This is a genomic window from Paenibacillus sp. PCH8 (genome assembly GCF_002968835.1).
Lineage (GTDB): Bacteria > Bacillota > Bacilli > Paenibacillales > Paenibacillaceae > Paenibacillus.
This window is the reverse complement of sequence record NZ_PKQK01000001.1, coordinates 1,027,112-1,053,817: the sequence shown is the minus strand read 5'-3', so window position 1 is coordinate 1,053,817 and position 26,706 is coordinate 1,027,112. Positions and strand designations below refer to the sequence as shown.

Here is a 26,706-nt window from a genome sequence, read left to right as displayed (position 1 = left end):
ATGAGGGGAGCTTATCAGTAATGACGGGGATAGCTCTTTGGTTTGGAAAGAAGTATAATTCTGGTTACGCCCGCGGAACACGGAACGTCTGAATCTCGTATGGCTTAATATCAAAAGAAATTCGACCGTTCTCCATGTTGCATTCCGCTTCGATATTTTCCAGCAGATCACACGCATACGCTGTGGAGCCTGATCCCTCAGGCAACTGAATCGCAGCACGGCTGCGGCGGCCATGTGCTTCGTAGACCCGGATGATCATGTCATTATTGTTCTCGGCTTTCTTAATCACTTCAAGCACGACATTGTCCTGATCAACGGATGCGAGCGACCATGTCTCTGGCAACGTACCGATTTGCGTTCCAATCTCACGTCCAACCAGAGGGCGGTTGAGGTTGTAAGCGGCCTGGATTACACGTCCCTCACGGAAATCTCCCTGGTGCGGATAGAGGGAATACGTGAATACGTGCTGCTCTTTGTCAGCGTTCTCGTTCGGATATGTCGCGCTCTTGATCAGCGACAGGCGCATCACGGAATTATGAATGTCATATCCGTATTTGCAGTCGTTCAGCAGGGCAGCGCCGTATCCGCTCTCTGCCAGATCGGCCCACTTCTGACCACACACTTCAAACCGGGCTTGATCCCAGCTTGTATTGCGGTGGGTTGCGCGTTCCACGTTACCATATTGAATCTCATAGACGGCTTTCTCACTCCAGATATCTAGCGGGAAAGCGGTTTTCAGTAGCAGATGCTCCTGTTTCCAATCGACAAACGTACGGAAATCAATCCGGCGTGTGTGCGCGTAGAAGATGATTGTCTGCTCAATGACTGAGTCGAGAAATTGCCGTTTTACGTTGAGTACGGATCGAACGGGGCCACTTTCTACCCATTGAAGCTCCTGAAGATCATTGATCTCCCACATATGCTCCTCATAATAATCATCGATGTTCCACGCTTCGTATTCGGCAGGGCGATCCTCGAATACTTGAAGCACGTTACCACGCTTGCCAGGCTGAAGTAGTTCTCGGCCCGCAACTTTGTCCCAGACTGATAAGAACTCGGCATGTTCATTCAGGTGGATATCATACCAAGGTGTCTGAATGTGACGTTGTTCCGATGCCCATTGTGCCACAGATACGCCAGCGCTGAATTCAGCAGCAACATCAGGTGTGATACGGAAGCTTTTGTACCCTGAAGCCGGTACATTTTCAGCAAGGAAGACCAATCCACCCTCTGGTGTACGTTGACTCGGCACAGGGCGATCTCCGTCATACACCGTCACTTTTTTCGCGAAAGAAGGCAGTTCAACCACATCTGTCCGTTCGAAACCGGTGGTGTTAAACACAACGATTGCTTCACCATCAGACTGGATGGCACTCACAATTCCGCTTAGGGCGCTGTCTTTCAGTTCATCCGTGACGCGGATAACCTCTTCATATTGCTCCTTCGAATCGATATACACTTGCTCGATGGAGCTGCCGGGTAGAATGTCATGGAACTGATTCAGCATCGTCAGTTTCCAGGCATGCTCCAGAGAATCGGTCGGATACGCGGCTTGTGCATCCGCCTGCTGACGAATAACGGAGAAAAGCTCGGCATCTGCCAGTGCAAATTCACTGTGGCGATTATACCGCTTGTTCCGAGCCATGGAGGTGTACGTCCCCCGGTGGTACTCCAGATACAGCTCCCCGGACCAACGTGGAACCGAACGGACATCGTCCAGATTCTGTTCCAGCTTCTCAAAGAACTCCCGGACAAAGGTACGTTTCACCGTCGGTACGCCAGGTAATCCCTTTTCAAGCCGTCTGCCATGCTCCAGCATCTCCTCGGTTGGCCCGCCGCCTCCATCCCCGAATCCGAAGCACTGTAACACATCTGCATTGATGTTTTTGTTCTGGTAACGCTGCCACGTACCTTTGACTTGAGAGGCATTGAAACGTCCATTGTACGTTGTTTCGAAGCGGCGCTGCCTGAAATCAGGTTGCTTGTCATAGTCTGTCGTTGTAATGAAATGGGTTAATACCTCAGAGCCGTCAATACCTCTCCAGTACATCGTGTCGTTCGGAATCTGGTTCGTATCATTCCAGGCGATTTTGGTCGTCATAAAATAATCAATGCCACTCTTGCGCATAATCTGCGGCATCGCTGCACTATAACCGAATACATCTGGGAGCCACAACACCCGATTTTCTACGCCGAACTCTTCTTTGAAAAAACGTTTCCCGTATATGATCTGACGGATCATGGATTCGCCAGAAATCAGGTTACAATCAGCTTCCAGCCACATCGAACCTTCGGCTTCCCAGCGGCCTTCAGCTACCTTTTCTTTGATTTTCGCATACAGCGCCGGGTAGTCCGACTTCAAGTACGCATACAGCTGCGGTTGAGAGGACATGAAGGTGTACTCCGGGAACTTGTCCATCAAATAAAGTACACTCGCGAAGCTCCGTATGACCTTCTCCCGCGTTTGGTCCAGTGTCCATAGCCAAGCTACGTCGATATGTGTATGACCGATACAGTGAACTGTTGGGATATGATCTCCCGCAGGTCGAGTATCGCCGTAGACATGATTTTGCATATAAAGGCGGGCTTCCAGCACCGATGCATGAAAAGCAGCACTGTTTTCCTGACGCAGATCCAACAGGTTAACCGCGTGATTCAGATGTTCAATCAGCTTCAGCCGTTCCAGGTCATCCTCACGCAGCAGGTCAGCAGCATCGAGTGCAGCTTTGAGGTCGTAGTATAAATCCGAGACGGGTTGATGGTGCTCCGCAACATATACATTCAGAAAGACATCCGCTGCAGAAGTGCTACAGTACGCATATAGCGCCAGTTCGAATTCTTCCCCTTTGGCCGCAGCCGGGGTCAGGTCAATTTCGGTATGGTTGACGTCCAGACCACAGATCAGCTCGCCGTTCAGGAACGCCAGAAACTGCGGGTTGTCGTAGTTCCATATATCATCGGCACCGGTGACGATGCCGCAAACGACCTGTTTTCCTTCCATATGGTCAGGGATGCGAATAACGGTTTTGAAGCAGCTGTGTACATCTTTACCACCCCAGCCGTCACCCTTGCGGAAGATATTCCAGGAAGAGGGGTCTTCATGAACCAGTTCCCATGAGTGGTAACCGGACTCTTTATGGTATAGCTCTGTTATATCTGTTTTTGAGGTCAGTCGTGCACGTTCCAAGTGTTTAACAAGGGTATGGATCCGAGTATATAAAGAATTTATTTTCATGTTTGTTTCCCACCTTGGTTAGTAGTAAGTACAGGCTGTAGTCGTTGTTGGAGCGATAATGATGCAAACGCTAACATATCAACTCTATCATAACAAAGGGGAAATGAACCAAACTACGTATTGTATGCTGAAAATACCGTCTTTTTATTGCATTTCATGCTAAAATAAAGTCATTAGTATCGGGATAGGAGGCATGTCCATGACACCATCCGTTTTGAAATACGAGCAGGGATATGTAATCCATGTCAACCACCCTGGAGACGAACTCTTTTATCATCTGGACTACGACGAGCGCTCCCATGATCTGAATATGGAGTTTCAGCACTTTCATGATTTTTATGAAATCTGCATTCTGCTGGACCGCACCGCGGCACATATTATTGAAGGAAGTTTATATGAGATTCAGCCATTGGATATCGTGCTGCTGAGGCCTTCCTTGCTGCATAAGACACAGTATCCGAAAGGTACACCGCCGAAACGATTAATGATTAATTTTGCCATGCCGCGCCATGTTCCAGGTCTTGAGAACGGTTACACTGAATTGTTTTCGATATTCGATGAACCCATCCCTGTATACCGTTTCTCAGAAGAACGACGCAAGGCTGTGCTCGCTCCTTTGAACGAAATTTTTGTTTTATCACAGCATGCATCAGCACTTCATTCCATTGAGATACACAGTAAATTCGTGGAGTTCCTCTGTGCGATTCATCGGTATTCCGGTGAGAATAGCTATGTTCGTGAAGAGACAGGATCGTCCATATCAGAGCGTATGTATGCTATTGCATCGTACATTCATAGCCATTATCAGAATGAGCTGTCCCTGGAGGAGATATCCAAACAATTTTACGTTAGTGCACATCACTTGTCCCGGCAGTTCAATAAAGTAACAGGTTTTACGTTCACTGAGTATATTCAGATGACGCGAATTCGCAACGCCCAGCAAATGCTCTTGCATTCCAACCAGAAAATCACCGATATTGCGACACATTGCGGATTCACCAGCTTTTCTCAGTTTAATCGCATTTTCAATAAATGGAATGGCATGTCCCCGAGTGTATATCGCAGAAGTGAGCATCTGGAAAAGGTTTAACGGAGGGAGTAATACAAATGCAAGGGAAGACAGCCGAGAGGGCGCGTTTCCTGCTAAATTCAATGACTCTTGTGGTTAGTTATTATGACAATGACAAAGAGGACTGAAGCATGTGCTTCGGTCCTCTTTGTCATTGTATACTCCGAGTCTCATTGCGATTCCTGGAACATACTGTTGCTCGTGTAGAGTGAGTTAATACCAATAATATCCAGATCTGAAAGAGCTTTTCGCTGTCCCATGCTATCTGTGGCTTGCTTGGGAGTTAATGTGTCCGTTCCTGGAATGAGGGCGAATGCAGATCTACTGTAATGCATGATGGACCCATAGTCATAGTCCATGGATTTGAACAACTCGGGGTGGCTAATGATGTCGAAATTGTGTCTGGCTGCTGGAATAACGTTATTCTGATGCAAGGTAACATATTCATTCCGGTTCGGTTTGATATGCTCGTGCAGCAGACCAAGCGCATGACCGATTTCATGAATGATATTGCCGATGACGTACCACGTGCTGGCGAGGGTGATCCGCTGTATTCCGCCTTGCATACCCACAGAGGAGCTACACCCGGTACCCATAATAAATGAGATATAGTTTGGTTGGGTGGTTCGCTCGGTAAACGATACGCCTCGGCATGCACTGCTTATGAGTTTCATAGCTTGCAGAATATCTGTCCTGTTTTGAGAGTTCACCGTTGAGTCAAAAGCATAATATACCTGACCGTGGGGCCACAATCTTCGTATGTCGATGATGACATCAGGATGGGGAACCACCTCTTTCCCTACGGACAGTAAGCCCTCCACATGGGCAGTGAAGGTCTTCATCTTTGCAGCATCTGACACGACGATATCCCCGTCAAAGATTGCGAGCTGATCATACTCCATATAATTAACCTTAATGGCTGTCTTACTGTCTACCAGAAAGAGATAACCTTCCTCTGGAACACCCTTTTCCAGCAAGTCGGGAGCATATAATTCCATCGATTGATCTTGATTTTTCATGTGCCAACCTCCATTCATTTTTTCATCATAATCGGTTCTTGGACATAGAAGTGTTCGTTACGCGGAATTGATTCTTCTCTGAAATGGCCACATCTAGCTGCGAATGAGTCTGGAAGTCCAGCTTCACGCTGTAGTCCATATGCATATCCGGATCTATGATCTCACCAGTGTTCAAAAATCCATAAGTCATGTACAGCTGAGCCTGCTGCTGAAAGGCAACACGCGTATTCGGGTGTGCTTCAATAGCGGTGACCGGATATCCGTTCTGAGCTAGTCCCACCAGAACTGGACCCTCCGTCATGACGGAGGTATCCATCATAATGGTATAACTATCGTGAACTTTACCCGGATAAGGATTCGAAAATAGATAACCTCCGTTTGTTTCTCTAGATAGGGTTATTTCGTTGAGCTGGGGCAGAGCTGCTTCAACCGTCTGTCCACTGCGAATGGACATGTTTTTTATTGTGAGATCTGTCAGGTTGTTACCCCACCAAAATCCCATCTGTGTGTCCCAGCTGAACTTCACCGTTCCCGAATGGGGAACGGAAGGGGCGGATAACCATACATAGGTAACCTGACTTGGATTCCTTAGTTCATCATATACCTGATATAGACATATGTTGGCACTGTAAGATGCCTGATTCTTAACGGATATGGTAAATATGGACATGGCTACAAGTCTCCTTGCATGGATGAGGAAGGCAATCGAATTACCTTCCTCAAAGTTAAATTTATGATTTCAGATGGAACTGATTCACTTCACTCAGCGTTACGCTGTGGGAAGTAACTTCGTCAAATTTTAATTTCAAAGCTACATCGGCGTACTGACTGGTATCAATGATCTCACCCGGCTGAATTTTGCCGTAAACCAGATAGTATGTTGGATGAGGTGTGAATTCCGTTTTGGTGTTTGGTTGGGCTTTAACAGCAACAACTGGTTTATTATCCATTTGAATGCCGATATAGGCATTGTCTGCGACAATAATCGTTTTATCTTGATGAATGTAAAGGATGTTCGATTTGGGTCCAGATTTAGCTTGGGAGAATTGGTATGTGCCACCATCAGCGTGGCTGAACTCGACCATGTTGTTGGATGATAGGTCGGCTTCTCTTATAGCGGATGAAGTAACGGTAGTTCCCGGTTTAGGAATGTCGACCTCTGCCCAATAAAAATCATACTCTACCTCCCAAGTGAAATTGGTGGTTGAACCGGATGTAGATGGCTTTACCAGCCAAGCTAACGTTAGAACATTCGGATCATTCAGATCGGGGTCCACCTGATAGATGGCGAGACTGGCATTGTAAGTGGCATGGTTTTCGATGCTTACGGAATACGTGGTTGCTAATGTAGGCATTGTATTTCCTCCTCAACATATTGTTTTGTTTGCTACACCTCTAATGTAACTGGGTTTCGACAGTATTTTTAGTATCCAAAGTCATCAAAAGGGATGACACCTGTTAAAACTAAATAGGAATGAAAGATGACTGAAGTCATCCAGAGTGACTGCTAAATGTGACCGGTTTCATAAATTCTCTTTACGGCATGTACTTGCAATTCATATAATGAATTCAGACATTTAGTACCATTAAATGTCATAAAAAGGAGGTTTTTTATTCATGGGAAAAACCATTAAATATGCTGAAATTGAGCAACGACTGAAGACCGGCGATATGCTCCTCTGTCACAGTGTTATGCACGAAAGCATCATAATTGAGTTTATTGAAGGCTCTGAGTGGTCCCATATCGGCATGATTGTCAGGCTGCCTCAATATGACTACCCCTTGTTGTGGGAATCTACGGCGTTTGACAACTTGCAGGACGTATTGCTTGGGAAAACCAAGACGGGTCCGATGCTGGTGCCCCTCTATGAGAGGATCCGGACAGATATTGATAACCTGTGGGACCCCATGTTCGCTTTCAGGCTGTTGGATAAAGCGTGTACACCTGAGATGGAAGCAGAGCTGATGAATCTGATCCAGCAGGTGCATGGGGGGAAATTTCCTGAAGAGCGTGAGATGTTGGAAATTGTAATAGAAGGCAAGCTTGGCATCGATTCCGAAAGTCCCAACCTGTTTTGCAGCCAACTGTTCGCAGAGACTTACACTCGGTTGGGGTTGCTGTCTCCAGAGCGTGTACCGAATAGCTATTGGCCAGTGGACTTCTCCAGTCAGGGGAACGTCGAGCTGCTTGGTCAGGTCAAGTTGTCCGAGGAACTCTATCTGCTCGCTGGCGGAATACAGGCAGCTCCAGAGAATGAAGTTCGCTAGAGTTGTCCTTATGCTCATCCTCACTTGTTTATGTATGACAAGCCTGGGGATACAATCCCTTCATGCCACTGCCAGCGATACAGCCAATCATGGCATCATGGATTTGACTCATTGGGATGCTGAACGCGATGGCATCATCCGATTAGATGGCGAGTGGGCATTCGATTGGGGTAATTTCCGGGAACCTATTCCTTTTGGAACCCAGCCTGATGAAGGTATGGATAAGCTTTCTGCTAAAGAATGCACCGGGTGTAGCACCGAGTTTATCTCGGTTCCTGGTCTTTGGAACTCGAATATTGAACGTCTGCCAGCGATCTCGCCTGAGGGCTACGCCACATATCGCCTATCCATTCGAACGGCTGACCTGGACGGGCTGTATGGCCTATATATCAAGAGCATCCATTCGTCATATCGTATGTATATTAATGGAGAGCTTGTTTCCACTGTCGGTAAGCCAGGGAATTCAGCGAATACGACAGTCGGACGCTATGGGAGTCCGCTTTTGCTATTTCATCATGAGGGGACCAGACTTGAGATTATGCTCCAGGTGGCCAACTACGTTTTTATCACAGGGGGTATAGATAAGAGCATCCTATTCGGTACGGAGAAGCAGATGCTTGCCTTCTGGCAGCAGGGGCTGGCTCGGAATCTTTTCCTGTTCGGTTCCATATTCACGATTGCCATCTATCATCTAGTTCTGCATGCTCTGCGCCGTAATAACAGGTCTACCCTGTATTTTTCGTTGTTCTGCTTCATGATGGGAATTCGCACACTGTTCGTTAATGAACGATTTATTCTGATCCTGTACCCGGAGATGAGCTATGAGTGGTTTGCCAAAGCATCCTATCTCACAGTCTATCTGGGTCTACCCTTCTTGTTACAATACATCTACAATCTGTATCCTGCCTATTTCTCAAATCGTATCATTCGTTTCGTGAACATAACTTGTATGTCACTGTCAGCCATGATCCTCGTTACAAACGTGAAATTATATCATTATACGCTACTCTACTTCCAAGTATTTATTCTGCTCGTCCTGATGTATGTTCTGACAAGACTGGGTCTGGCGGCAATAAGACGTGAACAGGGAACTATTCTGTTACTGATTGCCTTTGTGAATCTTCTCATCTTCGCCGCCAATGATGTGTTATACAACCAGAATGTGAGTGAACTCGGGACCCTTCTGCCGTATGGCATGTTCATCTTTATTCTATTGCAATCATTCCTGTTATCGATCAATTTCTCCAACGCCTTTACCCGAATCAAGCAACTGTCAGATCGACTGATGGTGCTGGATCGCTCGAAAGACCAATTCCTCCATATCACCTCTCATGAGTTGAAAACTCCGCTACAGGGCATCATCGGACTAACTGAATCATTGGCCGAAGGCTCAGCGGGTCAACTTCCTCCAGCTGCCATAAAACAGCTGAGACTGATTCAATTCAGTGGACAGCGCTTGTCTCACCTGGTACATGATCTGCTTGATTTTACACGTCTGAAAGATAAAGAAATTGTGCTCCAGCCTACGGTTCTGAATATTCAGGAGATGGGTAATCTCGTCATCAAACTGCTCCAACCACTTGCTGAAGGCAAGCTGATTAAGTTCCATAACGACATATCACCGCAATACCAGGTCTATGCGGATGAGAACCGCCTAATGCAAATGCTCAGCAATCTAATCGGCAATGCAGTGAAATTCACGGAAGCCGGCTCGATTACACTGAATGCAGATCTTAGAGGGAATCAACTATGCATTACGGTTAGGGATACAGGGATCGGGGTTCCAGATCATTGGAAAGAATCTATATTCGAGGCATTCGAACAGGGAGATGGTTCAATGACGAGGAAGTACGGTGGCACAGGGATTGGGCTTAGCATCACCAAACATCTGGTTGAACTGCACGGAGGAAGAATATGGGTAGAATCCACTGAAGGGGAAGGAGCCACATTCAACTTCACGCTCCCGGTAGACACACAATCCATTTCTGTAAAACCAAAGTTAATTCCGAAAAAATATGATTCCAGTGGGGGAGTATCTTCATATGAATCGGTAGAACCGAGTGAATCATCCTCTGCAACTGCCGAAAATATCAGAATAACAGAGACGACATCGGATTTAGCTATATCCATTTCGCAAGAAATCCATTCCACAGGGGCACGAATTCTCGTTGTGGATGATGAACCGGTCATTTTGCAGATCCTGCACCAGCATCTTTCAGCGGCTGGACATCAGGTGATTCAGGCCGGGAGCGGTCAGAAAGCCATGGATCTGCTAGTACAGGGATGTGAACCTGATCTGATCATTACGGACTTAATGATGCCGCATATGTCAGGCTACGAACTATGCAGAATGATTCGGCAACACATGGATGGTCCTATGCCCATCCTGATCCTGACTGCACGGAACCAACCATCCGACATTGAACTGGGATTTGATGCGGGTGCGACCGATTATCTGATCAAACCGGTAACTCGAAACGAACTGATATCCCGCGTGACCTTTCATCTGAAGCTAGCCTCGTGGAATGACGACATCGAACAGGAGGTCATCAAGCGCACAGTGCACATACGACAGACGATGAGGGAGACCGCCATATCCATGGCAGAAATTAGTGTGGAGGAAGAGAGAAACCGGATTACGAAGGAAATTCACGATGCCATGGGTTATTCGCTAACGACTACACTCATGCAGCTGGAAGCTGGAAAAAGTCTGATTTCGGATAAGCCGGATGAGGCCCTGAAGTATTTGAGCAACTCACAGGAATTAGTCCGAAGAGGACTCAGTGATATTCGTCGGTCCCTCAGACAATTGAAGGAAGAAGAACGAGAAACGTCTATTGTAGAGCGAATGAAACGATTGATTGAGGATACGCATAACTATACAGAGGTTCAGATACAAGAGGACATGTTACTGAGTCGGGTGACTCTGAATGCGGAAGAACAAGAAATTTTGTTTTATGCTCTTCAGGAAGGCCTGACCAATGGTATTCGGCACGGAGATAGCAGGCAGTTTCAGTTACATTTGTCGGATGAAGATGACCATATTGTGTTTAGGTTGAGCAATATAGGGAAGCCTTATGCTCCGCATCAGTCTGGCATTGGTCTGTACTATATGCAAAAAGCGGTTAAGGCCGTGGGTGGAAGCCTCATCATCGACGATTACGGAGGAAGAGGATGCGAAATCACGATATTACTCAGGAAAAGGGAGGGGTAACTTGAACCCAATACGCCTTATTATTGCAGACGATCAGCGACTTCTAAGGGAAAGTTTACGCACAGTGCTGGATCTGGAAGAAGATATCGAAGTGGTGGCCCTTGCAGAGAATGGTCAACAAGCTTGCCAACTTACCGAGCAGTTTCAGCCGAGACTTGTATTAATGGATGTTCAGATGCCAATCATGAATGGCATTCAGGCCATTCGTGAGATTCATGTCCGTATGCCGAACACTCAAGTTCTAATCCTGACTACTTTTGCAGAAGATGAGTATATTATTGAGGGCTTGGCGGCTGGAGCCATAGGGTATCTATTGAAAGACATGGACAAGAACAGTCTGTTAAAGGCGATTCGGGATGCTGTGGAAGGGCGACATATGCTCACACCAGAGATTGCTTCCAAACTGGCTTCACGTTTGTCTGTTATGTCTAAGACGCATCGCATCAGCTTTAATGCTCAAAAGCTCAAGAATGCAAGAGTGGAGTTCACTGAACGAGAGAGGCAAATTATTGCGCTCATGATCCAGCCGATGACCAATACCCAGATTGCGGAGGCCTTGTATATGAGTGTGGGTACGATCAAGAACTATATCAGTGTTATCTACAGCAAGCTGGGTACCAGTGACCGGATGCAGGCTGTCGCGTATCTGAATGATTTAATGGTTGAGGAGAAGTAGTTAGTTTTGAACTAGAAGAATAGGGATAGCTCTTATTTCATTCTTATTTCTTTATTTCTCGTCCAATACAAAAACCAAACAAGAAGCAGCGGTTCCCTCCATCAGAGGAAACTCGCTGCTTCTTGTTCTAAACCTTTCATTTCAATTCATAGTAGAGCGGGTCTGTTATCCCTGATCTTTCGGCGCCAGCTCAATGGCGGAGCGAATGGCAGCCAGCATGCTTTTGTCATCAGCGATGTTTTTGCCTGCGATATCAAAAGCCGTACCGTGATCGACGGACGTACGAATGATGCCGCCTTTCAAACCAACGGTGATGTTCACGCCTTCCTCAATGCCCATCACCTTGATTGGTGCATGTCCCTGGTCATGGTAGCAGGCAACGACGATATCAAAGTCGCCGCGACCAGCGCGGAAGAAGAGTGTGTCCGCCGGGAGTGGACCAACAACGTTAATGCCTTCGTGCTGCGCACGTTCAATGCCAGGCTGAAGTTTCTCTTCTTCTTCCCCGTTGCCGAACAAGCCGTTCTCTCCGGCATGAGGATTAATTCCGCATACAGCGACACGCGGATTCTCAAAGCCTGCTTTTTTCAGCGTATCATGAGCAAGCTTCACGACCGTATACGTTCTTTCCGGGTTGATGCTCGCGATGGCATCGATCAGACCCATGTGTGTAGTCAGGTGGATCACTCTCAGATTAGGCGTCGTTAGCATCATGGAGAAGTCCTGAGTGTCTGTCAGATCAGCCAGAATTTCGGTGTGACCCGGATAGAGGTGCCCCCCTTGATGCAGTGCTTCCTTGTTCAAAGGCGCTGTGCAGATGGAATGAATTTGCTGTTTTTTGGCGAGATCAATGGCCTTGGCAAGAAACTGGAATGCGGCATCCCCCGCTATCGCAGATACTTTACCGTATTCTAGGTCCGCAGGGACAAGGTTCAAATCAATGACGTCTACGATACCGAATTCATATTTGGCTGCGGTAGGCTCCTGAATAGCGTTGACCTTCAGACTTGATCCAATTACAGGCAGAACGCGTTCCAAGATCTTCGCATCTCCGATAACAAGTGGATTACACTGGTCGTACATCTCCTGATGACCCAGTGCTTTCATAATAATCTCGGGTCCGATACCTGCGGCATCACCCATCGTAATTCCTATTGTAGGTTTCATACCAGAATGCCCCCTTTTAATTTTTGAATCGCATGGATGAAGACATCCGGTTTGCCGAATCCGCCTGCCTTGGTAATCACATACAGATCATCAATCCCCATGAACCTGGAGATCGGCACGCCGATTTCGAGTTCGTCCAGCAGCTCGAATCCGCTAATGTTCCATTTCAGACAGATCTGTTTAGCCGTATCACCGCCCGTCATGGACACCCCCTTGAAGAGTCCCTCTTCCAGCAGTCTGGCACAGATCTCACCCATCGCCAGTACAATTTCGTTGCTGACTTCCATGTGATGGAGTCCGCGCATTTCGCCTGTGGCACGGGCCAGTTCTATATCAATCTGTTCAGCGGTGGAATACAGGACAACATCTTGTCCCCCCAGCGCTTTGGTTCTTACTTCTGCATATACACGTTCCATCTCCTCCGCACGATCTGCTGTAGCCGATACGGCCTTGAAGGAGTGGAAGGAGACAGAAGCTACGCGGGACTTGCGCAGCAAACGATTCAACTGTTCACGGGAGTTTTTGTTCACGCTGCCCACAACCGTCAGGATTGGACCTGAATTCTCCGGTATGTTCAGTTCCATGGACTTGGATTCCAGCTGGTAATGGCTGGGAAGATAATTGGCAATGCCGGCAGACCCTGCCCACGCAAAGGTGTACTCCAGCTCGCGGGTCATCTGTAAGATTAGTTCCAGATGCCGTTCCTCGGTTGAATCCACAAGCACATACGGAATACCACTTTTCTTAAACTGATCCAGTTTCGCCTGAATGTGGCCTTGGCCTGCTTCCAGATCCGTTACCGTAATCTCGCCCACTTCATAATTCGTTTGTTGCTTCAGCAGGTCTGGAAGGTAAGACAGGGTTACCGGTGTTTTCGGATCGTTCGCAATCTCGGTGTCTGCGAGTGGAACGCCGTTCAGGTAATGAATGCCCTCCAGAAGGGTACGGTTATTTTTGGGATAACCCGGGGCAATCATCATAAAATCAGGCTTAACTACATCATACACAGCATCAATCTCGATGCCGATGTTACCGCGCATGGTCGAATCCATTTTTTTGAAAATCGTGTTAAATCCGTTGTTCGTCAGCAATTCGGCTGCCCGATATACCCGATCATAAGCTTCCTTTGATGAAATGGAGCGGCTATCCGTATCAAAAACGACGGAATCGTAACGTGTAAGTGGCCCCTCATCGATATTAAAAAGAACACTCGTCTTCAAGCCATGGCGGGCAAGCTGCACTCCGCTGTCATTGGCACCGGTCAAATCATCTGCAATAATCGCTAATTTCATGCAGTCATCCCTCCTTATTGATGTGATTTATGTGGTCGGTCTTTGATTGTATTTCTCAACGCCGCCTGACTTCTCCAATCGTTTGGAGAGGAAGCCGATGAAGATCGGCAATAGAATGGCGGTTGTTACGACACTCGCCGCAATCTGCACTGTAGCAATCTCGGCGATCGGAGCAAAGGAAGCATTGGCAGCCACGATGGCTGCAGGTGTACCTACTGCATTACCAGCTGTCGAACCTTCGGAAGCACCAACAATCGGGTTCCAGCCAATGGTTTTGAACAGTAGATAACCAATTCCACCTGTGAGTAGTACCGTCAGAACACCCAGCATGATTCCACCAAGTCCGCCTTGGATGATGGATGAGAAATTGATCCCCATACCCAGGGAGAAGGCGAAGAACGGAACGAGTTTATCACTGCCTTTGTACAGCCAATCCCCCAGATTACGGTCCAGATTACCAATAATGACACCAACGATGAGTGGAAGCAATACAGCAACGAATGCCATTGGAGAGAACATGCCGTTGGCGAAGCCCATCGCACCGAAGATGGAGAGCGCTACCATGGTCAGGAATGGACCATCACTGAGCGCGAGGAACGGATAAGCTGCTTTGTCATCTTCTTTACCGTACTGACCAGCGAGGGCAATGTACAAACCACCGTTGGAGTTGGTCATTGCGGCAATAATGGCAAGTGGGGCAAGACCCAGGAATAACCCGCTGGAGTCGGCAAACAGAATGGCAACGAGACCTAACGCTGCACCTATAGCCCACTTAAATACAAGTAAAGTGACGCCTTTACCAACGGATGAACCTGCCGTCTTGAACGTAATCTGTGTACCGGCAATCAACAGGAACAAAGCGATCAACGTGCTGGCACTGTTAACGAAGAGAGCTTCCGTGAATCCACCGATACGCAGGGCATTCGGGAAGAATGTATTGATGGTGGCTCCGAGTAACAGAGGAACGACCATCATACCGCCAGGGATGCGATCTAATGTTGCTTTAATGTTCATAGTAGTAGCTCCTTATGAAGTAATCGTTTTTATGAAGCGCTTGCAGGGATTATATTATCCCATATAGTTTAATATAGCAACAATAAATTATTGTAAATTTAAATTAATCTCTAAAGTGTTTAATAATGCAACACATATAGGCGTAAAAAAAGCGCAAACTTAAAGTTAATCTTTAAGTTTACGCCATAATGTGGCCCGGTTAATCCCCAGGCGCTCTGCGGCCTTCGATTGGTTGTTATTTTCCTCCTGAAGCACGATCTGAATGACTTCTTTCTCAATCTCCTTCAATGTTCCGTTCAACTTCATCTGGTTTGAAGCAGGTTGTTGATTCAACAAGCGGGATAAGGTAGCCGGGGTGATCACATAATCCGGTTCATTGAGTGCAGCCTGCTTGATCAGGTGTTTCAACTGGTTGACTGTCATATGTGTAACTTGATCCCGGATCAGTTGTAACGCATCTTCTTTTATTCTCACCGCTGTTGTTCCATATTCCTGATAGTAACCTGTGAGAAAATGCTGCATCAGTGGAGCCAAATCTTCCGGTCTGTCCGCGAGGCTTGGCATGATGATCGTGTTAAGCTCCAGCTCAAGCATCCATTGCGGATTCATTGCCTGTTCTCCGAGTATAAAGACGCCAATTCGGTTGTGGAGACACGCCTGGATAAAGGAAAGCAGCTCCTGATGTTCCGCAAAGGCTTCTACGGCGTTGATCTCAACAGTTCTAACCTTGGTCAGTGGTATTTGGTGCAAATGGCCTGGAGGAACCTGAGACAGATCGATCTGAACCAACAGTCCACTACCCGAGTGCATCTGATGAATGTGTTTGACCAGGAATGATTTACCCGAATCGGCTTCACCCCGCAGATAGATCGGTTCATGCTTCTCGTAGAGTGCCCGAATGTTCTTCAATACGGCCTGCATGGCAGGGGATTCGGCTACGATGGGTTCCATGGATGCGTCCGTGAAAGTTGTGATGCCGAATTGTGCAAAGGAATAGGGTTGTCCTTTTTCCAATAAGTAAACCCGATATCTCTTGTTATTCAGTGTCGTTTCGTAGGCATTGATCGTAAGTTGATAATCGTCTACCATGAATATATTTTGAATTTTGGACTGATGGAACTCCAGGCTGGTATTGGTTAGATAGATATGATTGTCGGTCAGTGGATTCTTCTCAAAATCGGTCAGATTCTCAAATACCACTTCGTTTCGTTCATTTAAAACAACCAAATTCGGATGCTCCTGAGTAACCAGATCATTCAATATAATCGAGATCGCATGGTTTTTGCTCAAATAACGGTAGACCAGCTGTGCGTCCTCCATCGCTCTCAGGATCGATTCCTGACCAGATTGGATCAACAATCCCTCCAGACCATAAGTCTTTGCAGTGCCAACGGTGATGACATCTCCGACAATCTGTTGGTAACCGGAAGCTTTTAACTCCAATAGCAGCCTTGCCACATCTTCCGAGCTATGTATGGTGTAGACTTTGAGGGGCAGATCCATGAGATCAATAATCGACTGCGCACCGGAGGTAATGTTGGAGAAGCCTACGATGGCTGTTTTGCCATTAAACTGGCTTGCCAGTGTTAGTGAACGAATCATGTCATATCCTGATAGCTGCACATCAATGACGGGGATGGTTACGGCTTCCTTAATTAATTGGGCAGTTCCGCCGCGGCTGATGATGATCTCCGCACCGTTTCTTTCGGCCTGAGTCGCGAGTTCCACACCTTTCGCCAAGTCACCTACGTCTGTTTGAATGGTTAACTGGGGAAAGCGAGGAATACAGTCTTGTATAATCGATATCATTGATTCGTAAGGAGCGATAAAATGTACTCGTGTACGCATAATTTTCCTGCCTTTTATTAAAATCATTATTCCCTTCATTATAGCCAACTTGCGGAGGAATGGCATCCCTGGGCGAATTTGAATTGAGTTTCATAATACGAGTCATGAGGTGACGCCGTGGGTGCTTTTCCTTCGTTTATGGCTCATTATTCTGGGGTTTGGGAACGGTAAGACATGGCCTGCAATCGTGAAAAAGTGAAACGTATGTCATGGTATTCATGTATTATAGTATACATATGAACTTATCGAAGGAGGAACGGATGATGGGAATCTTATCGAGGTTTAGAGACGTGATGAAAGCGAATGTGAACCATATGTTGAACCGGGCGGAAGACCCGGAGAAGACGGTGAACGAATATATGCGGAGCTTGAGTAGTGATCTAGGCCAAGTGAAGGCGGAGACAGCAGCGGTGCTGTCGGATGAGAGCCGGGCGAAAAGAGCTTTGGAAGAGTGCGGTGCCGAGATCAAGAAGTTGCAGCGGTACGCAGAGAAAGCGGCAGAGTCGGGAGACGAAGATAAGGCACGGGGTTTTCTGGAGAAAAAAGTGTCGCTGTCTGGCAAACGAAACGAGCTACAGATGGCCTATGATCAGGCTTCGGCCAAAGCCAGGATGATGAAGCACATGAACGAGAAACTGGTTGCCGATCTGGCACAATTGGAAGTGCGGCATACCGAGCTGAAAGGCCGGATGGCCAATGCGAAGGCACAACAACAGGAGAATGAACGGAAGGTTACTACCGGAAACGCGAACGCTGCATTTAAGGCCATGGAAGACAAGGCCAATCAGGCGCTGAACGAAGCAGAGGCTTTGGCAGAACTTCGCGCTGGAGCACAGGAAGATGACTTGGACGAACTGATTGCCGAGCTTGAGAGGGACATGAACGCCGATACGGGTAATAATGAAAGTATAACGCCAAGTGCGGAGGAAGAACTCACAGCGATTCAGGAGAAGCTGAAGAACGGAAGTTGAAAATAACTACACGACAACAGCGATCGGAAGGTTGTTTTTCAGGGTAGGGATGCAACATGAATTCTAATTCTATTTCGTTAACATTGAGGTGAGCAGATGCCAGTAATTGAATATAAATGCCCTAACTGTGGCAGTGGCATGATCTTTGACAGTGTGTCAGGTGCGTTATCCTGTCCCAGCTGTGGCCGTCAGGACAACATAGAGCAGATTCCAGATCCATTGAAGAGACAGGTGTTTACGGAAAATGAAGTCAAGGAATACCACTGCAATAGCTGTGGTGCGGACATTGTGACCGAGCCGGAGACGAGTGCGACGACATGCAGTTTCTGCGGCGCAGCCGTTGTACTGAGTGATCGGCTGTCGGGCAATTTGGCCCCGGCGATGGTAATTCCCTTTTCCATCAATAAGGAAGAAGCCAAGCAGGCATTCAAAAAATGGTGCCGAAACGGCCTTTTAACCCCAAGTGGTTTCATGTCAGCTGACCGGATTCAGAGCATTACCGGCATGTACGTGCCGTTCTGGTTGTATGAGTTACATAACAAAATCGAAGTGCACGGCCGTGGCACCAAGGTCAGATCCTACACCCAGGGAGATTACCATTACACGGAGACACAGCATTTCGATATATATCGCAGAATTCGGCTGAATTATGTGAACCTGCCCATTGATGCATCGGAGAAAATGAAGGATGAACTGATGGATAAGCTGGAGCCTTTCCCGTATAATCAGCTGAAATTGTTCAAGACCCCGTATCTGGCGGGGTATATTGCGGAAAAATACAGTTATACGGACGAGGAACTTTTCCCACGGGCCAAGGACAAAACGAGATCGTACATCGATTCTTATATCGCTTCCACCGTATCCGGTTATACAAGCGTGAGCTACACGGATAAACAGATCGATACCAAGCTCAAAAATGCGGACTATGTGCTGCTTCCGGTATGGATGGTCAACTATGACTTCAATCGTGCACAGTACACGTTTGCCATGAATGGTCAGACGGGTAAAGTGGTAGGCAAACCGCCGATCAGCAAAGCCAAAGTGGCTGGATGGTTCGCAGGGGTGTCTGCGGTCTCCTTGTTGTCACTGAAGCTGGTTTCCTGGATGATGGGAGGTGGATTCCTGTGAGAAAAAGAGGACCTGTGGCCGTGATGGCTACGCTCATTTTACTCATGCTCACCCTTGTCGCTCCGTTGATTCCCATGTCATCAGCATCCGCAGCGGAGAACAAAAATCTCATCTACGATGAGGCCAACCTGCTGAGTGAGCAGGAGAAGAGTGAACTGAACGCACTTGCGAATCAGTATGGCGCCGAGAGGCAGACGGACTTTATCATTCTGACAACAGATAATACAGAGAATCAGGATGTGCAGTTATTAACTGAAGATTTCTATGATGAGCAGGGGCTGGGGTACGATAAGAAATTCGGTAATGCTGTCATATTGACGATGGATATGAATAATCGCGAAGTGTATCTGGCTGGATTTTATAAGGCAAAAGAATATCTGAGCGATCAACGGCTTGATTCTATCCGTACCCGAATTACCTCTGAATTATCAAGTGGGGATTATAAACTTGCATTTGAGAAATATATTGAGCTCTCTTACAAATATATGGGGTATGAACCTGGTGTGAATCCAAACAATATTTTGTTCAACGGTTGGTTCCAGTTAGGTGTATCTGTGGTTCTTGGAGGTATTGTAGTTGGTATGATGACCTACCGTTCCGGTGGGCGAGTTACGGTCAATCGTGCAACTTACGAGGACTCAAGTAATTCCAGTGTAACTGATCGTCAGGATCGTTATATCCGTACAACCGTAACCAAACGCAAAATCGAGAAGAATAATAACAACGGTGGCGGTGGCGGCGGTGGAGGTACCTCCCGAGGTGGTCACTCACACAGTGGAAGTAGAGGTTCATTTTAGCATAACGGATATTCGAAATAACTCAACGCAGGCATGATGGTACACAATGCGTACTATAGAAGGGATGGGAACGAGTATGGGATTTTTCAAAAATCAATTTTCGAATGTGGTGGAATGGGAAGAGTTCAGAGATGACATGATATTCTGGAAGTGGAGTAACCGGGAGATCAAGAAGGGGAGTAAACTGATTATCCGTTCAGGTCAGGATGCCATTTTCCTGAATAACGGTAAAGTGGAGGGGATTTTTGAGGACGAAGGATCGTTTAATATCGATTCCGAGATCATTCCGTTTCTTTCTACATTAAAAGGATTCAAATTCGGATTCAACAGCGGCATGCGGGTCGAAGTATTGTTTGTAAATACAAAAGAGTTCACCGTGCGCTGGGGCACACAAAGCCCGGTATTGATTCCGACACCACAACTTCCAGGCGGTATGCCGATTCGGGCCAACGGAACATTTAATTTCAAAGTGAGTGACTATGTGACCCTGATTGATAAAATCGCGGGCATCAAGCAGAGTTATCTCGTCGATGATGTCAAAATCCGTATCACTTCCGTGCTGGATCAGCTTCTGATGAAGTGGATTAGCCGTGAAGGGAAGGATATGTTCAACCTTCAGGCCAATGCATCGGATATTGCCAAGGGTATTCAGGAAGATCTGGATATGCAGATGATGGATATCGGTATTGGAATTACCGGTTTCCAGGTGATGAGCTTCAATTACCCGCAAGAAATTCAGGATATGATTACGAAGACCGCTTCGCACGAGATGGTTGGTAATCTGCAGAAGTATCAGCAGGTCAGCATGACAGACGGCATCTCATCCGGTAAAGTACAGGGCGGGGGCGCGGCTTCGGATATGGCTGGTATGATGATGGGCATGAATATGGCCAATGAGATGATGAAGAATATGAACCAGAACAACCAGAACCAAGGTCAGAATCAGAACAACAATGCGGGCTCTTCTCAGAATCAGAATGCCGACCAGAAGCCAGCGGGAAATGCCAACGGGGATTCGGGTACATCTTCATCTACAGAGGGCAACAAGAAGCCGAACTTCTGCCCGAACTGTGGTGCCAAAAATGAAGGAGCCAACTTCTGTCCGGATTGTGGTCATAAGCTGGGATAATGAAGTAATGATATGAATGGCCCGCTCCGCAGTAAGTAAATTACTGCGGAGCGGGCCATTTTTAATTCGTATTAATACTTAAAGCATTCTGGCGAAGAAGAGGAGAAGTTGGTGGATTATTTTAGTTTGGATAAAAGAGTTGACAATGAATCAAAAATGATTTATCTTTACATTAAGATATTTAATTTAAATATAAAATCCACCAAGAACAAATATCTTTAATCCATTACATGAGGAGAGATCAAGATGATGATCCCAACATTGACCAGAATAAATGAACTTTCAAGAAAAGCCAAAGAGGGCGGATTGACGGAGATGGAGAAAGAGGAACAAGTTCGTCTTCGCCAGGAATACCTGCAAACTTTTCGCGGTTCGGTCAACGACATTCTACTGAATGCAACCATCTATGATCCGAACGGCGATGACGTGACTCCAGATAAATTGAAACAAGAACAGGCTTCCAAGCAGAATCAATAGCATTCTGCTTTTAACCATCAGAACGATGTCGCTGGTCCAACAGACCATATATCTTAACTTAAAGATAATACAAATTAATTATAAATGAGTTTCTCGTCACACATTTGCATCGCCCATACTTATTTAGCTTACCAAACCAAGGAGGAATTGATCATGAACATTCAAACAGCAGGTATTCACCATATTACAGCTTTCGCAGGAGACCCACAGGCCAACGTTGACTTTTATGCCGGAGTTCTGGGACTTCGTCTCGTGAAAAAAACAATTAACTTCGATGCACCGGATGTATACCATCTGTATTTCGGAGATGAACACGGAAGCCCGGGAACGATCATTACCTTCTTCCCATCCGCTGGATCACCACGAGGCAAAATTGGCGGAGGACAGGTCGGTATCACTTCCTATGTCATTCCTCCTGGGACTATTGGCTTCTGGCAGGAACGCCTGAAGCAGTATAGTATTGACGTAACCAGAACAAGTCGTTTCAACGAGGAACTGCTTCAATTCGAAGATAGCGAAGGCCTGCGGCTGGAGCTTGTTGAACGGGAAGAGGGAGCAACCAGTACTTGGGCGCACGAAGGAATTCCAACAGATCAAGCGATCAAAGGTTTCGGCGGGGCTGTTCTGTTCAGTGTTAATCCGCCAAGAACGATGGATGCGCTTGAGAAAATCATGGGATTCGTCAGAGTGGGTGAAAATGAGGAGTATGCCCGTTTCCGGTCTAGTGGGGATATCGGTAATGTGGTAGATGTTCCGGTGACCCGTATACCTCTGGGTATGGGCGGTGCTGGAACGGTGCACCATATTGCATGGCGCGCTACAGATGACGCGGAACATGCACAATGGAGTGAAGCTGTGCGCGAGTACGGATATCAACCGACGCCAGTTCGGGATCGTCAGTATTTTAACGCAATCTACTTCAGAGAAGCTGGCGGCATTCTGTTCGAAATTGCTACAGATCCTCCGGGCTTTGCCAAAGATGAACCGGCTGAGTCACTTGGACAGAAATTAATGCTGCCTGAGTGGTTTGAGAAATACCGCCCTCAGATTGAGGACAATCTGCAACCGATCGTGGTCAGAACACTCGTACCTGCCACAGCTTCGAATTAATAAGAGTTCTATTACTATATAGGTTTATATAGGTTGAACGATCCATTTACACAATAACAGCGATTGGAAGGTAATTCTGTCATCAAAGTGTATGTGTAAATGAAAAACAAAGGAGTATCGAAGGATGATGGAGAAAAAGGTTACCTGGCTGGAGCTGTTTTATGATCTGCTCTTCGTAGCGGCGGTCTCCAAAGCGGGTCATGTCTTGTTACATGCCGAACACGGCGTAATCACGTTTGAATATTTAATGAAGTTTGTACTCATTTTCATCCCTGTTTGGTGGGCATGGGTTGGTCAGACCCTGTTTATTAACCGATATGGGCAAGACATCCTGCTCCACAGAATATTCCTCATCCTTCAGCTTCTATCCGTTATGATCATGACGGCGAGCCTCTCCACCCATTTTGACCAATATTACCTGTCCTTCTTCGTGGGGTATATCGGTTCAAGGGCGTTTACAGCGATACAGTATCTGACGGCTCACAAGTCGAAAGGCGCCCATCAACAGCAAGCTGCGCGTTACTTGGGTACCTGTTTCCTTATTGGCATACTGATCTCATCGGGTTCACTATTTTTTGATTCCTGGTTGCGCTACGTAATATTATACGCGGGTATTGCCGTGGATATTGTCCTTCCGCTGATCGGTCGCAAAAATCTGGTGAAAGTACCCGTTCAGACCCATCACCTGCTGGAGCGTTTTGCTCTCTTTACATTGATCCTGTTGGGCGAATCAGTTGTGAGTATCATCGCTGTGTTGCAGGCGGATCAATGGGATATGAAATCCATTCTGTTTGCCGCCTTTACGTCCATATTTGTCATCGCGATATGGTGGCAGTACTTCGACAACGTGGAGAAAAAGGTAAGTAAAGAGATTCAGACAGCCGGGCAAGGGATTATATACGGTCATCTGTTTATCTACATCTCCATGAGCATGATTGCCGCTTCCATCCAGCTGTTGTATCAGAATCAGCTAAACTATGTGTTCATGCTGGGGTTTGTGTTTGGCTCGGCATTGCTGTATTTTCTGTCAACCTCACTTGTGTTCCATCGCTACAGACACGCGCATCTACGTCTCGGTCCACGTCATCTGGCAGTGATGGTGGGACTGTTAATTGCCTTTGTCATTGTGGATCTGGTCTACCGGGTTCCAGGCTATGTCATCATGGGGGAGGACATGTTATTCTTTCTGGTGTACGCGAAGCTTACGACCTGACAGGCCATTTTGATCCCAAAAGAAGGAAGTCACAGACAGCCATGTCTGTGGCTTTTTAGCATACAGTATATTAGGATGGGGCTTAATCTATGAAAAAGCATAATTCTCATATATTTTCATCTATAGAATCTGTTAATATGAGACTATGTACAAGTGAATCTGCCATAGGATTGAATAGTCTATTTAATCAAAGACATGGGGATGAAAATCAGGAGGGAAATTAATGAGCACACATCAAATTGGAGTTCCATTGGAAGGGTTTGCGGAGTTTAGCCGTACAGTCGCCGCTGAGGGAGCGGTTTTGCTTAGAAATGAAGGACAGGTGCTTCCACTTCGTGAAAACGAAAACGTTTCAGTTTTTGGTCGCATTCAAGTCAATTATTATCGCAGCGGCACGGGTTCAGGCGGTAGTGTTCATGTGGCTTATACAACCAATCTGCTGGATGGTCTGCGCAGCAAAAAGAATATAACGGTTAATGAAGACCTGGCAGCTGTCTATGAGAAGTGGATCGAGGAAAATCCATTTGATGATGGCGGAAAAGTATGGGCAGCCGAGCCATGGAATCAGAAGGAAATGCCTTTGACGGATGAACTGGTTGTTCAGGCTAGAAGCAAGTCCGACAAAGCAATTATTGTCATTGGACGTACAGCAGGGGAAGATCAGGATAATGTCGATGCATCAGGTAGCTACCAACTAACAGACGATGAGAAAGCCATGCTGAAGAAAGTCACGGCACATTTTGAACACACAGTTGTTGTGCTGAATGTCTCGAATATCATTGACATGAGTTGGCTTAATGAAACGTATTTACATCCGGTTCAAGGCGTAATCTACTCTTGGCATGGTGGCATGGAAGGTGGCAACGCAATTGCTGATGTATTAGCGGGCGACGTTACACCAAGTGGTAAATTGACGGATACGATTGCCTATTCTATCGAGGATTACCCTTCGACAAGCAACTATGGCAATGAGTTCAAGAACCTTTATCAAGAAGATATCTATGTAGGCTATCGTTATTTCGAAACGTTTCGACCTGAGAAGGTTCAGTTTGAATTCGGTTACGGTCTGTCTTATACGACGTTTGCGATCCAACCTGAAGAAGCGAAATCTATATCCCACAACGGCGAGACTTGTATTGAAGTCCGTGTGAATGTGACCAACTCAGGTACAACGTATGCGGGCAAAGAAGTCGTTCAGGTGTATTACGAGGCACCACAAGGTAAACTGGGACAACCTGTGAAGGCGCTGATCGCTTTTGGCAAAACAGGACTGCTTCAGCCGGGCGAGTCGGAGCTTCTGACGATCAGCTTCCCCATCCATGCTATGGCATCCTATGATGATGCAGGTGTTACAGGTTATGCTTCTGCTTACGTTCTGGAAGAAGGCACATACCGGTTGCATGTTGGTACCAGTGTGAAACAAGTGGAGCATATTAGTGTAGATGGACAGGATGGTTACGTTATTGAATCCGTCCAGTTGGTGGAGCAACTGCAAGAAGCGATGGCCCCTACCGAAGACTTTACACGAATGAAACCGGGTGTTCGCCAAGCAGACGGGTCATACGAGTTGATCTATGTAGACGTGCCTAAGCGTAAAATTTCCATGGCAGACCGGATCGAGCAGAATCTCCCGCAAACACTGGAGCAGACGGGGAATCAGGGCTTCAAGCTGAGTGATGTCAAAGCTGGAAAAGTGAGTCTGGAAGCCTTCATCGCCCAACTGAGCGATCAGGATCTGGCGGCAATTGTCCGAGGCGAAGGCATGAGCAGCCCGCTGGTGACTTCGGGGACGGCATCCGCATTTGGCGGCGTTAGCGATAGCTTGTTCAACTACGGTATTCCGGTAGCATGTACGGCAGATGGCCCATCCGGTATTCGTATGGATAGTGGAGAGAAGGCCACACAGGTATCCATCGGCACGTTGCTTGCGGCGACATGGAACACGGATCTCGTTGAAGAGTTGTATATCATGGAAGGGCAGGAATTGCTGAGAAATCAAGTGGATGCCCTGCTCGGACCTGGACTTAATATCCGCCGAAGCCCGCTCAATGGCCGGAACTTTGAGTACTTCTCCGAAGATCCGCTGATCTCGGGTGTATTTGCAGCAGCATGTACGAAAGGCATTATGAAGGGTGGCTCCAACGCCACGCTAAAACATTTTTCCTGCAACAATCAGGAGAAACATCGCAGCAAAGTCGATGCTGTTGTCTCCGAACGTGCCCTGCGTGAAATTTACCTGAAAGGGTTCGAAATCGCAGTGAAAGAAGGCGGAGCCAACTCCATCATGACCTCCTACAATCCGATTAACGGACATTGGGCGGCTTCCAACTACGATATGAACACTACGATTCTACGTGGAGAGTGGAATTTCGATGGAATCGTCATGACGGACTGGTGGGCCATTATGAACGATGTGACCGAGGGTGGAGAGCCTGACCGCAAATACACCAACTGGATGATCCGTGCTCAGAATGATCTGTACATGGTTGTACCGAACTACGGCGCAGAGATCAACGGCTGGGATGACAACACGATTGAATCCTTGGAAAATGGAACACTGACACGCGGGGAGCTGCAACGCTCAGCGATCAATATCTGCAAGTTCATCATGAATGCACCGGTGTCTTCCCGCAAACATGAGATTGTGGAGAATGTGACTTCATTCCAAGCGAATGTGTCTCTTTCTTCAGAGCAAGTCCAAGTGCTGACTGAGAACGCACAGGTGAAACCTGCGGTAGCCGAACCTGTCTACATGAAAGTGGACGAGGCGGGCCATTATCGGATTATCGTTCAGATCATGTCCCCTGAACCGGAACTTGCTCAAAGCGCGTGTAACCTGCTCCTGAATGACCAATTGGTGACGACTATTCAAACGAATGGTACGGAAGGCAAATGGATCAGACAGAAACTTGTCAAAGTAGAGCTTGAAGCAGGACTGTATGAATTGAAGCTGGACTTCACCAAACCAGGCCTTCAGATCGACTGGATTGAATTCAAGCAGGCCTAAGTGTAAATATGCTTAGTTGAACTTATAAAACCAGAATACGATGATATGGCAAAGGACACTGTTCGCGGTGTC

At 46.9% G+C, this 26,706-nt stretch carries 20 protein-coding genes; 12 read left to right on the top strand and 8 right to left on the bottom strand.

Features of this window, described 5'->3' with window-relative positions; translation table 11 throughout:
* Positions 1-64: 64 nt before the first annotated feature.
* Positions 65-3,235, bottom strand: coding sequence for an alpha-mannosidase (locus C0Q44_RS04670; protein WP_105406248.1), 3,171 nt, complete (start codon positions 3,233-3,235; stop codon positions 65-67).
* 199 nt (positions 3,236-3,434) lie between these two features.
* Between C0Q44_RS04670 and C0Q44_RS04665 the strand changes: the two genes are divergently transcribed.
* On the top strand, positions 3,435-4,325 hold the full coding sequence (locus C0Q44_RS04665; RefSeq protein WP_105406247.1) for a helix-turn-helix transcriptional regulator: 891 nt from the start codon (positions 3,435-3,437) through the stop codon (positions 4,323-4,325).
* A 149-nt stretch (positions 4,326-4,474) separates the two neighbouring features.
* Here C0Q44_RS04665 and C0Q44_RS04660 read toward each other — a convergent pair whose 3' ends face one another.
* The 3 genes from C0Q44_RS04660 to C0Q44_RS04650 all read right to left on the bottom strand — a co-directional run bounded on the left by C0Q44_RS04660 (position 4,475) and on the right by C0Q44_RS04650 (position 6,678).
* Positions 4,475-5,323 carry a M12 family metallopeptidase gene (locus C0Q44_RS04660; RefSeq protein ID WP_181150856.1) on the bottom strand — a complete coding sequence of 283 codons (849 nt, stop codon included), beginning with the start codon at positions 5,321-5,323 and terminating at the stop codon, positions 4,475-4,477.
* A 25-nt stretch (positions 5,324-5,348) separates the two neighbouring features.
* Positions 5,349-5,993, bottom strand: coding sequence for a hypothetical protein (locus C0Q44_RS04655; protein WP_105406245.1), 645 nt, complete (start codon positions 5,991-5,993; stop codon positions 5,349-5,351).
* Positions 5,994-6,054: 61 nt separating this feature from the next.
* A complete protein-coding gene (locus C0Q44_RS04650; protein ID WP_105406244.1) occupies positions 6,055-6,678 on the bottom strand; it encodes a hypothetical protein in 624 nt (207 codons plus the stop codon).
* Between the two features lie 262 nt (positions 6,679-6,940).
* On the opposite strand from C0Q44_RS04650, the gene C0Q44_RS04645 reads away from it, so the two are divergent.
* From C0Q44_RS04645 to C0Q44_RS04635, 3 genes are read left to right on the top strand one after another with little or no spacing between them, the layout of a single operon-like run.
* Entirely contained in the window at positions 6,941-7,591 is a 651-nt protein-coding gene (locus tag C0Q44_RS04645) for a hypothetical protein (protein ID WP_105406243.1), read from the top strand.
* A 34-nt stretch (positions 7,592-7,625) separates the two neighbouring features.
* Positions 7,626-10,805, top strand: coding sequence for an ATP-binding protein (locus C0Q44_RS04640; RefSeq protein ID WP_181150855.1), 3,180 nt, complete (start codon positions 7,626-7,628; stop codon positions 10,803-10,805).
* A gap of 1 nt (position 10,806) precedes the next feature.
* Positions 10,807-11,481 (top strand): response regulator transcription factor, encoded by a 675-nt coding sequence (locus C0Q44_RS04635; RefSeq protein WP_181150854.1) that lies wholly within the window; start codon positions 10,807-10,809, stop codon positions 11,479-11,481.
* A gap of 165 nt (positions 11,482-11,646) precedes the next feature.
* Here the strand turns inward: C0Q44_RS04635 and pdxA are convergent, their stop codons facing one another.
* From pdxA to C0Q44_RS04615, 4 genes are all read right to left on the bottom strand, one after another.
* Positions 11,647-12,648, bottom strand: coding sequence for a 4-hydroxythreonine-4-phosphate dehydrogenase PdxA (pdxA, locus tag C0Q44_RS04630; RefSeq protein WP_105406240.1), 1,002 nt, complete (start codon positions 12,646-12,648; stop codon positions 11,647-11,649).
* Positions 12,645-13,940 carry a four-carbon acid sugar kinase family protein gene (locus C0Q44_RS04625; protein ID WP_105406239.1) on the bottom strand — a complete coding sequence of 432 codons (1,296 nt, stop codon included), beginning with the start codon at positions 13,938-13,940 and terminating at the stop codon, positions 12,645-12,647. Before C0Q44_RS04625 ends, pdxA begins: the two co-directional genes overlap by 4 nt.
* A gap of 27 nt (positions 13,941-13,967) precedes the next feature.
* Positions 13,968-14,954, bottom strand: a complete 987-nt coding sequence (locus C0Q44_RS04620; RefSeq protein ID WP_105406238.1) for a 2-keto-3-deoxygluconate permease — start codon at positions 14,952-14,954, stop codon at positions 13,968-13,970.
* A 165-nt stretch (positions 14,955-15,119) separates the two neighbouring features.
* Positions 15,120-16,802, bottom strand: coding sequence for a sigma-54-dependent transcriptional regulator (locus tag C0Q44_RS04615; RefSeq protein WP_105406237.1), 1,683 nt, complete (start codon positions 16,800-16,802; stop codon positions 15,120-15,122).
* 263 nt (positions 16,803-17,065) lie between these two features.
* Here C0Q44_RS04615 and C0Q44_RS04610 point away from each other — a divergent pair, with 263 nt between their 5' ends.
* From C0Q44_RS04610 to C0Q44_RS04575, 8 genes are all read left to right on the top strand, one after another.
* On the top strand, positions 17,066-17,773 hold the full coding sequence (locus tag C0Q44_RS04610; RefSeq protein ID WP_181150853.1) for a PspA/IM30 family protein: 708 nt from the start codon (positions 17,066-17,068) through the stop codon (positions 17,771-17,773).
* 96 nt (positions 17,774-17,869) lie between these two features.
* The gene (locus C0Q44_RS04605) at positions 17,870-18,901 is read left to right on the top strand and encodes a TFIIB-type zinc ribbon-containing protein (protein ID WP_105406235.1); all 1,032 of its coding nucleotides are present in this window, start codon (positions 17,870-17,872) and stop codon (positions 18,899-18,901) included.
* Between the two features lie 23 nt (positions 18,902-18,924).
* Positions 18,925-19,698, top strand: coding sequence for a TPM domain-containing protein (locus tag C0Q44_RS04600; RefSeq protein WP_374955089.1), 774 nt, complete (start codon positions 18,925-18,927; stop codon positions 19,696-19,698).
* Positions 19,699-19,774: 76 nt separating this feature from the next.
* Complete coding sequence (locus C0Q44_RS04595; RefSeq protein ID WP_105406233.1) at positions 19,775-20,827, top strand: SPFH domain-containing protein; 1,053 nt, start codon at positions 19,775-19,777, stop codon at positions 20,825-20,827.
* 249 nt (positions 20,828-21,076) lie between these two features.
* Positions 21,077-21,304 carry a DUF896 domain-containing protein gene (locus C0Q44_RS04590; RefSeq protein WP_105407599.1) on the top strand — a complete coding sequence of 76 codons (228 nt, stop codon included), beginning with the start codon at positions 21,077-21,079 and terminating at the stop codon, positions 21,302-21,304.
* Between the two features lie 153 nt (positions 21,305-21,457).
* Entirely contained in the window at positions 21,458-22,414 is a 957-nt protein-coding gene (locus C0Q44_RS04585; RefSeq protein WP_105406232.1) for a ring-cleaving dioxygenase, read from the top strand.
* A 124-nt stretch (positions 22,415-22,538) separates the two neighbouring features.
* Complete coding sequence (locus C0Q44_RS04580; RefSeq protein WP_105406231.1) at positions 22,539-23,627, top strand: low temperature requirement protein A; 1,089 nt, start codon at positions 22,539-22,541, stop codon at positions 23,625-23,627.
* 223 nt (positions 23,628-23,850) lie between these two features.
* Positions 23,851-26,634 (top strand): glycoside hydrolase family 3 C-terminal domain-containing protein, encoded by a 2,784-nt coding sequence (locus tag C0Q44_RS04575; protein ID WP_105406230.1) that lies wholly within the window; start codon positions 23,851-23,853, stop codon positions 26,632-26,634.
* The last annotated feature ends 72 nt before the right edge of the window (positions 26,635-26,706 follow it).

Bases quoted from the DNA above. Each gene is read 5' to 3' on its own strand.
- C0Q44_RS04670 (WP_105406248.1), bottom strand. From the start codon at position 3,235: ATGAAAATAAATTCTTTATATACTCGGATCCATACCCTTGTTAAACAC.
- C0Q44_RS04665 (WP_105406247.1), top strand. From the start codon at position 3,435: ATGACACCATCCGTTTTGAAATACGAGCAGGGATATGTAATCCATGTC.
- C0Q44_RS04660 (WP_181150856.1), bottom strand. From the start codon at position 5,323: ATGAAAAATCAAGATCAATCGATGGAATTATATGCTCCCGACTTGCTG.
- C0Q44_RS04655 (WP_105406245.1), bottom strand. From the start codon at position 5,993: ATGTCCATATTTACCATATCCGTTAAGAATCAGGCATCTTACAGTGCC.
- C0Q44_RS04650 (WP_105406244.1), bottom strand. From the start codon at position 6,678: ATGCCTACATTAGCAACCACGTATTCCGTAAGCATCGAAAACCATGCC.
- C0Q44_RS04645 (WP_105406243.1), top strand. From the start codon at position 6,941: ATGGGAAAAACCATTAAATATGCTGAAATTGAGCAACGACTGAAGACC.
- C0Q44_RS04640 (WP_181150855.1), top strand. From the start codon at position 7,626: ATGACAAGCCTGGGGATACAATCCCTTCATGCCACTGCCAGCGATACA.
- pdxA (WP_105406240.1), bottom strand. From the start codon at position 12,648: ATGAAACCTACAATAGGAATTACGATGGGTGATGCCGCAGGTATCGGA.
- C0Q44_RS04625 (WP_105406239.1), bottom strand. From the start codon at position 13,940: ATGAAATTAGCGATTATTGCAGATGATTTGACCGGTGCCAATGACAGC.
- C0Q44_RS04620 (WP_105406238.1), bottom strand. From the start codon at position 14,954: ATGAACATTAAAGCAACATTAGATCGCATCCCTGGCGGTATGATGGTC.
- C0Q44_RS04615 (WP_105406237.1), bottom strand. From the start codon at position 16,802: ATGCGTACACGAGTACATTTTATCGCTCCTTACGAATCAATGATATCG.
- C0Q44_RS04610 (WP_181150853.1), top strand. From the start codon at position 17,066: ATGGGAATCTTATCGAGGTTTAGAGACGTGATGAAAGCGAATGTGAAC.
- C0Q44_RS04605 (WP_105406235.1), top strand. From the start codon at position 17,870: ATGCCAGTAATTGAATATAAATGCCCTAACTGTGGCAGTGGCATGATC.
- C0Q44_RS04600 (WP_374955089.1), top strand. From the start codon at position 18,925: ATGGCTACGCTCATTTTACTCATGCTCACCCTTGTCGCTCCGTTGATT.
- C0Q44_RS04595 (WP_105406233.1), top strand. From the start codon at position 19,775: ATGGGATTTTTCAAAAATCAATTTTCGAATGTGGTGGAATGGGAAGAG.
- C0Q44_RS04590 (WP_105407599.1), top strand. From the start codon at position 21,077: ATGATCCCAACATTGACCAGAATAAATGAACTTTCAAGAAAAGCCAAA.
- C0Q44_RS04585 (WP_105406232.1), top strand. From the start codon at position 21,458: ATGAACATTCAAACAGCAGGTATTCACCATATTACAGCTTTCGCAGGA.
- C0Q44_RS04580 (WP_105406231.1), top strand. From the start codon at position 22,539: ATGATGGAGAAAAAGGTTACCTGGCTGGAGCTGTTTTATGATCTGCTC.
- C0Q44_RS04575 (WP_105406230.1), top strand. From the start codon at position 23,851: ATGAGCACACATCAAATTGGAGTTCCATTGGAAGGGTTTGCGGAGTTT.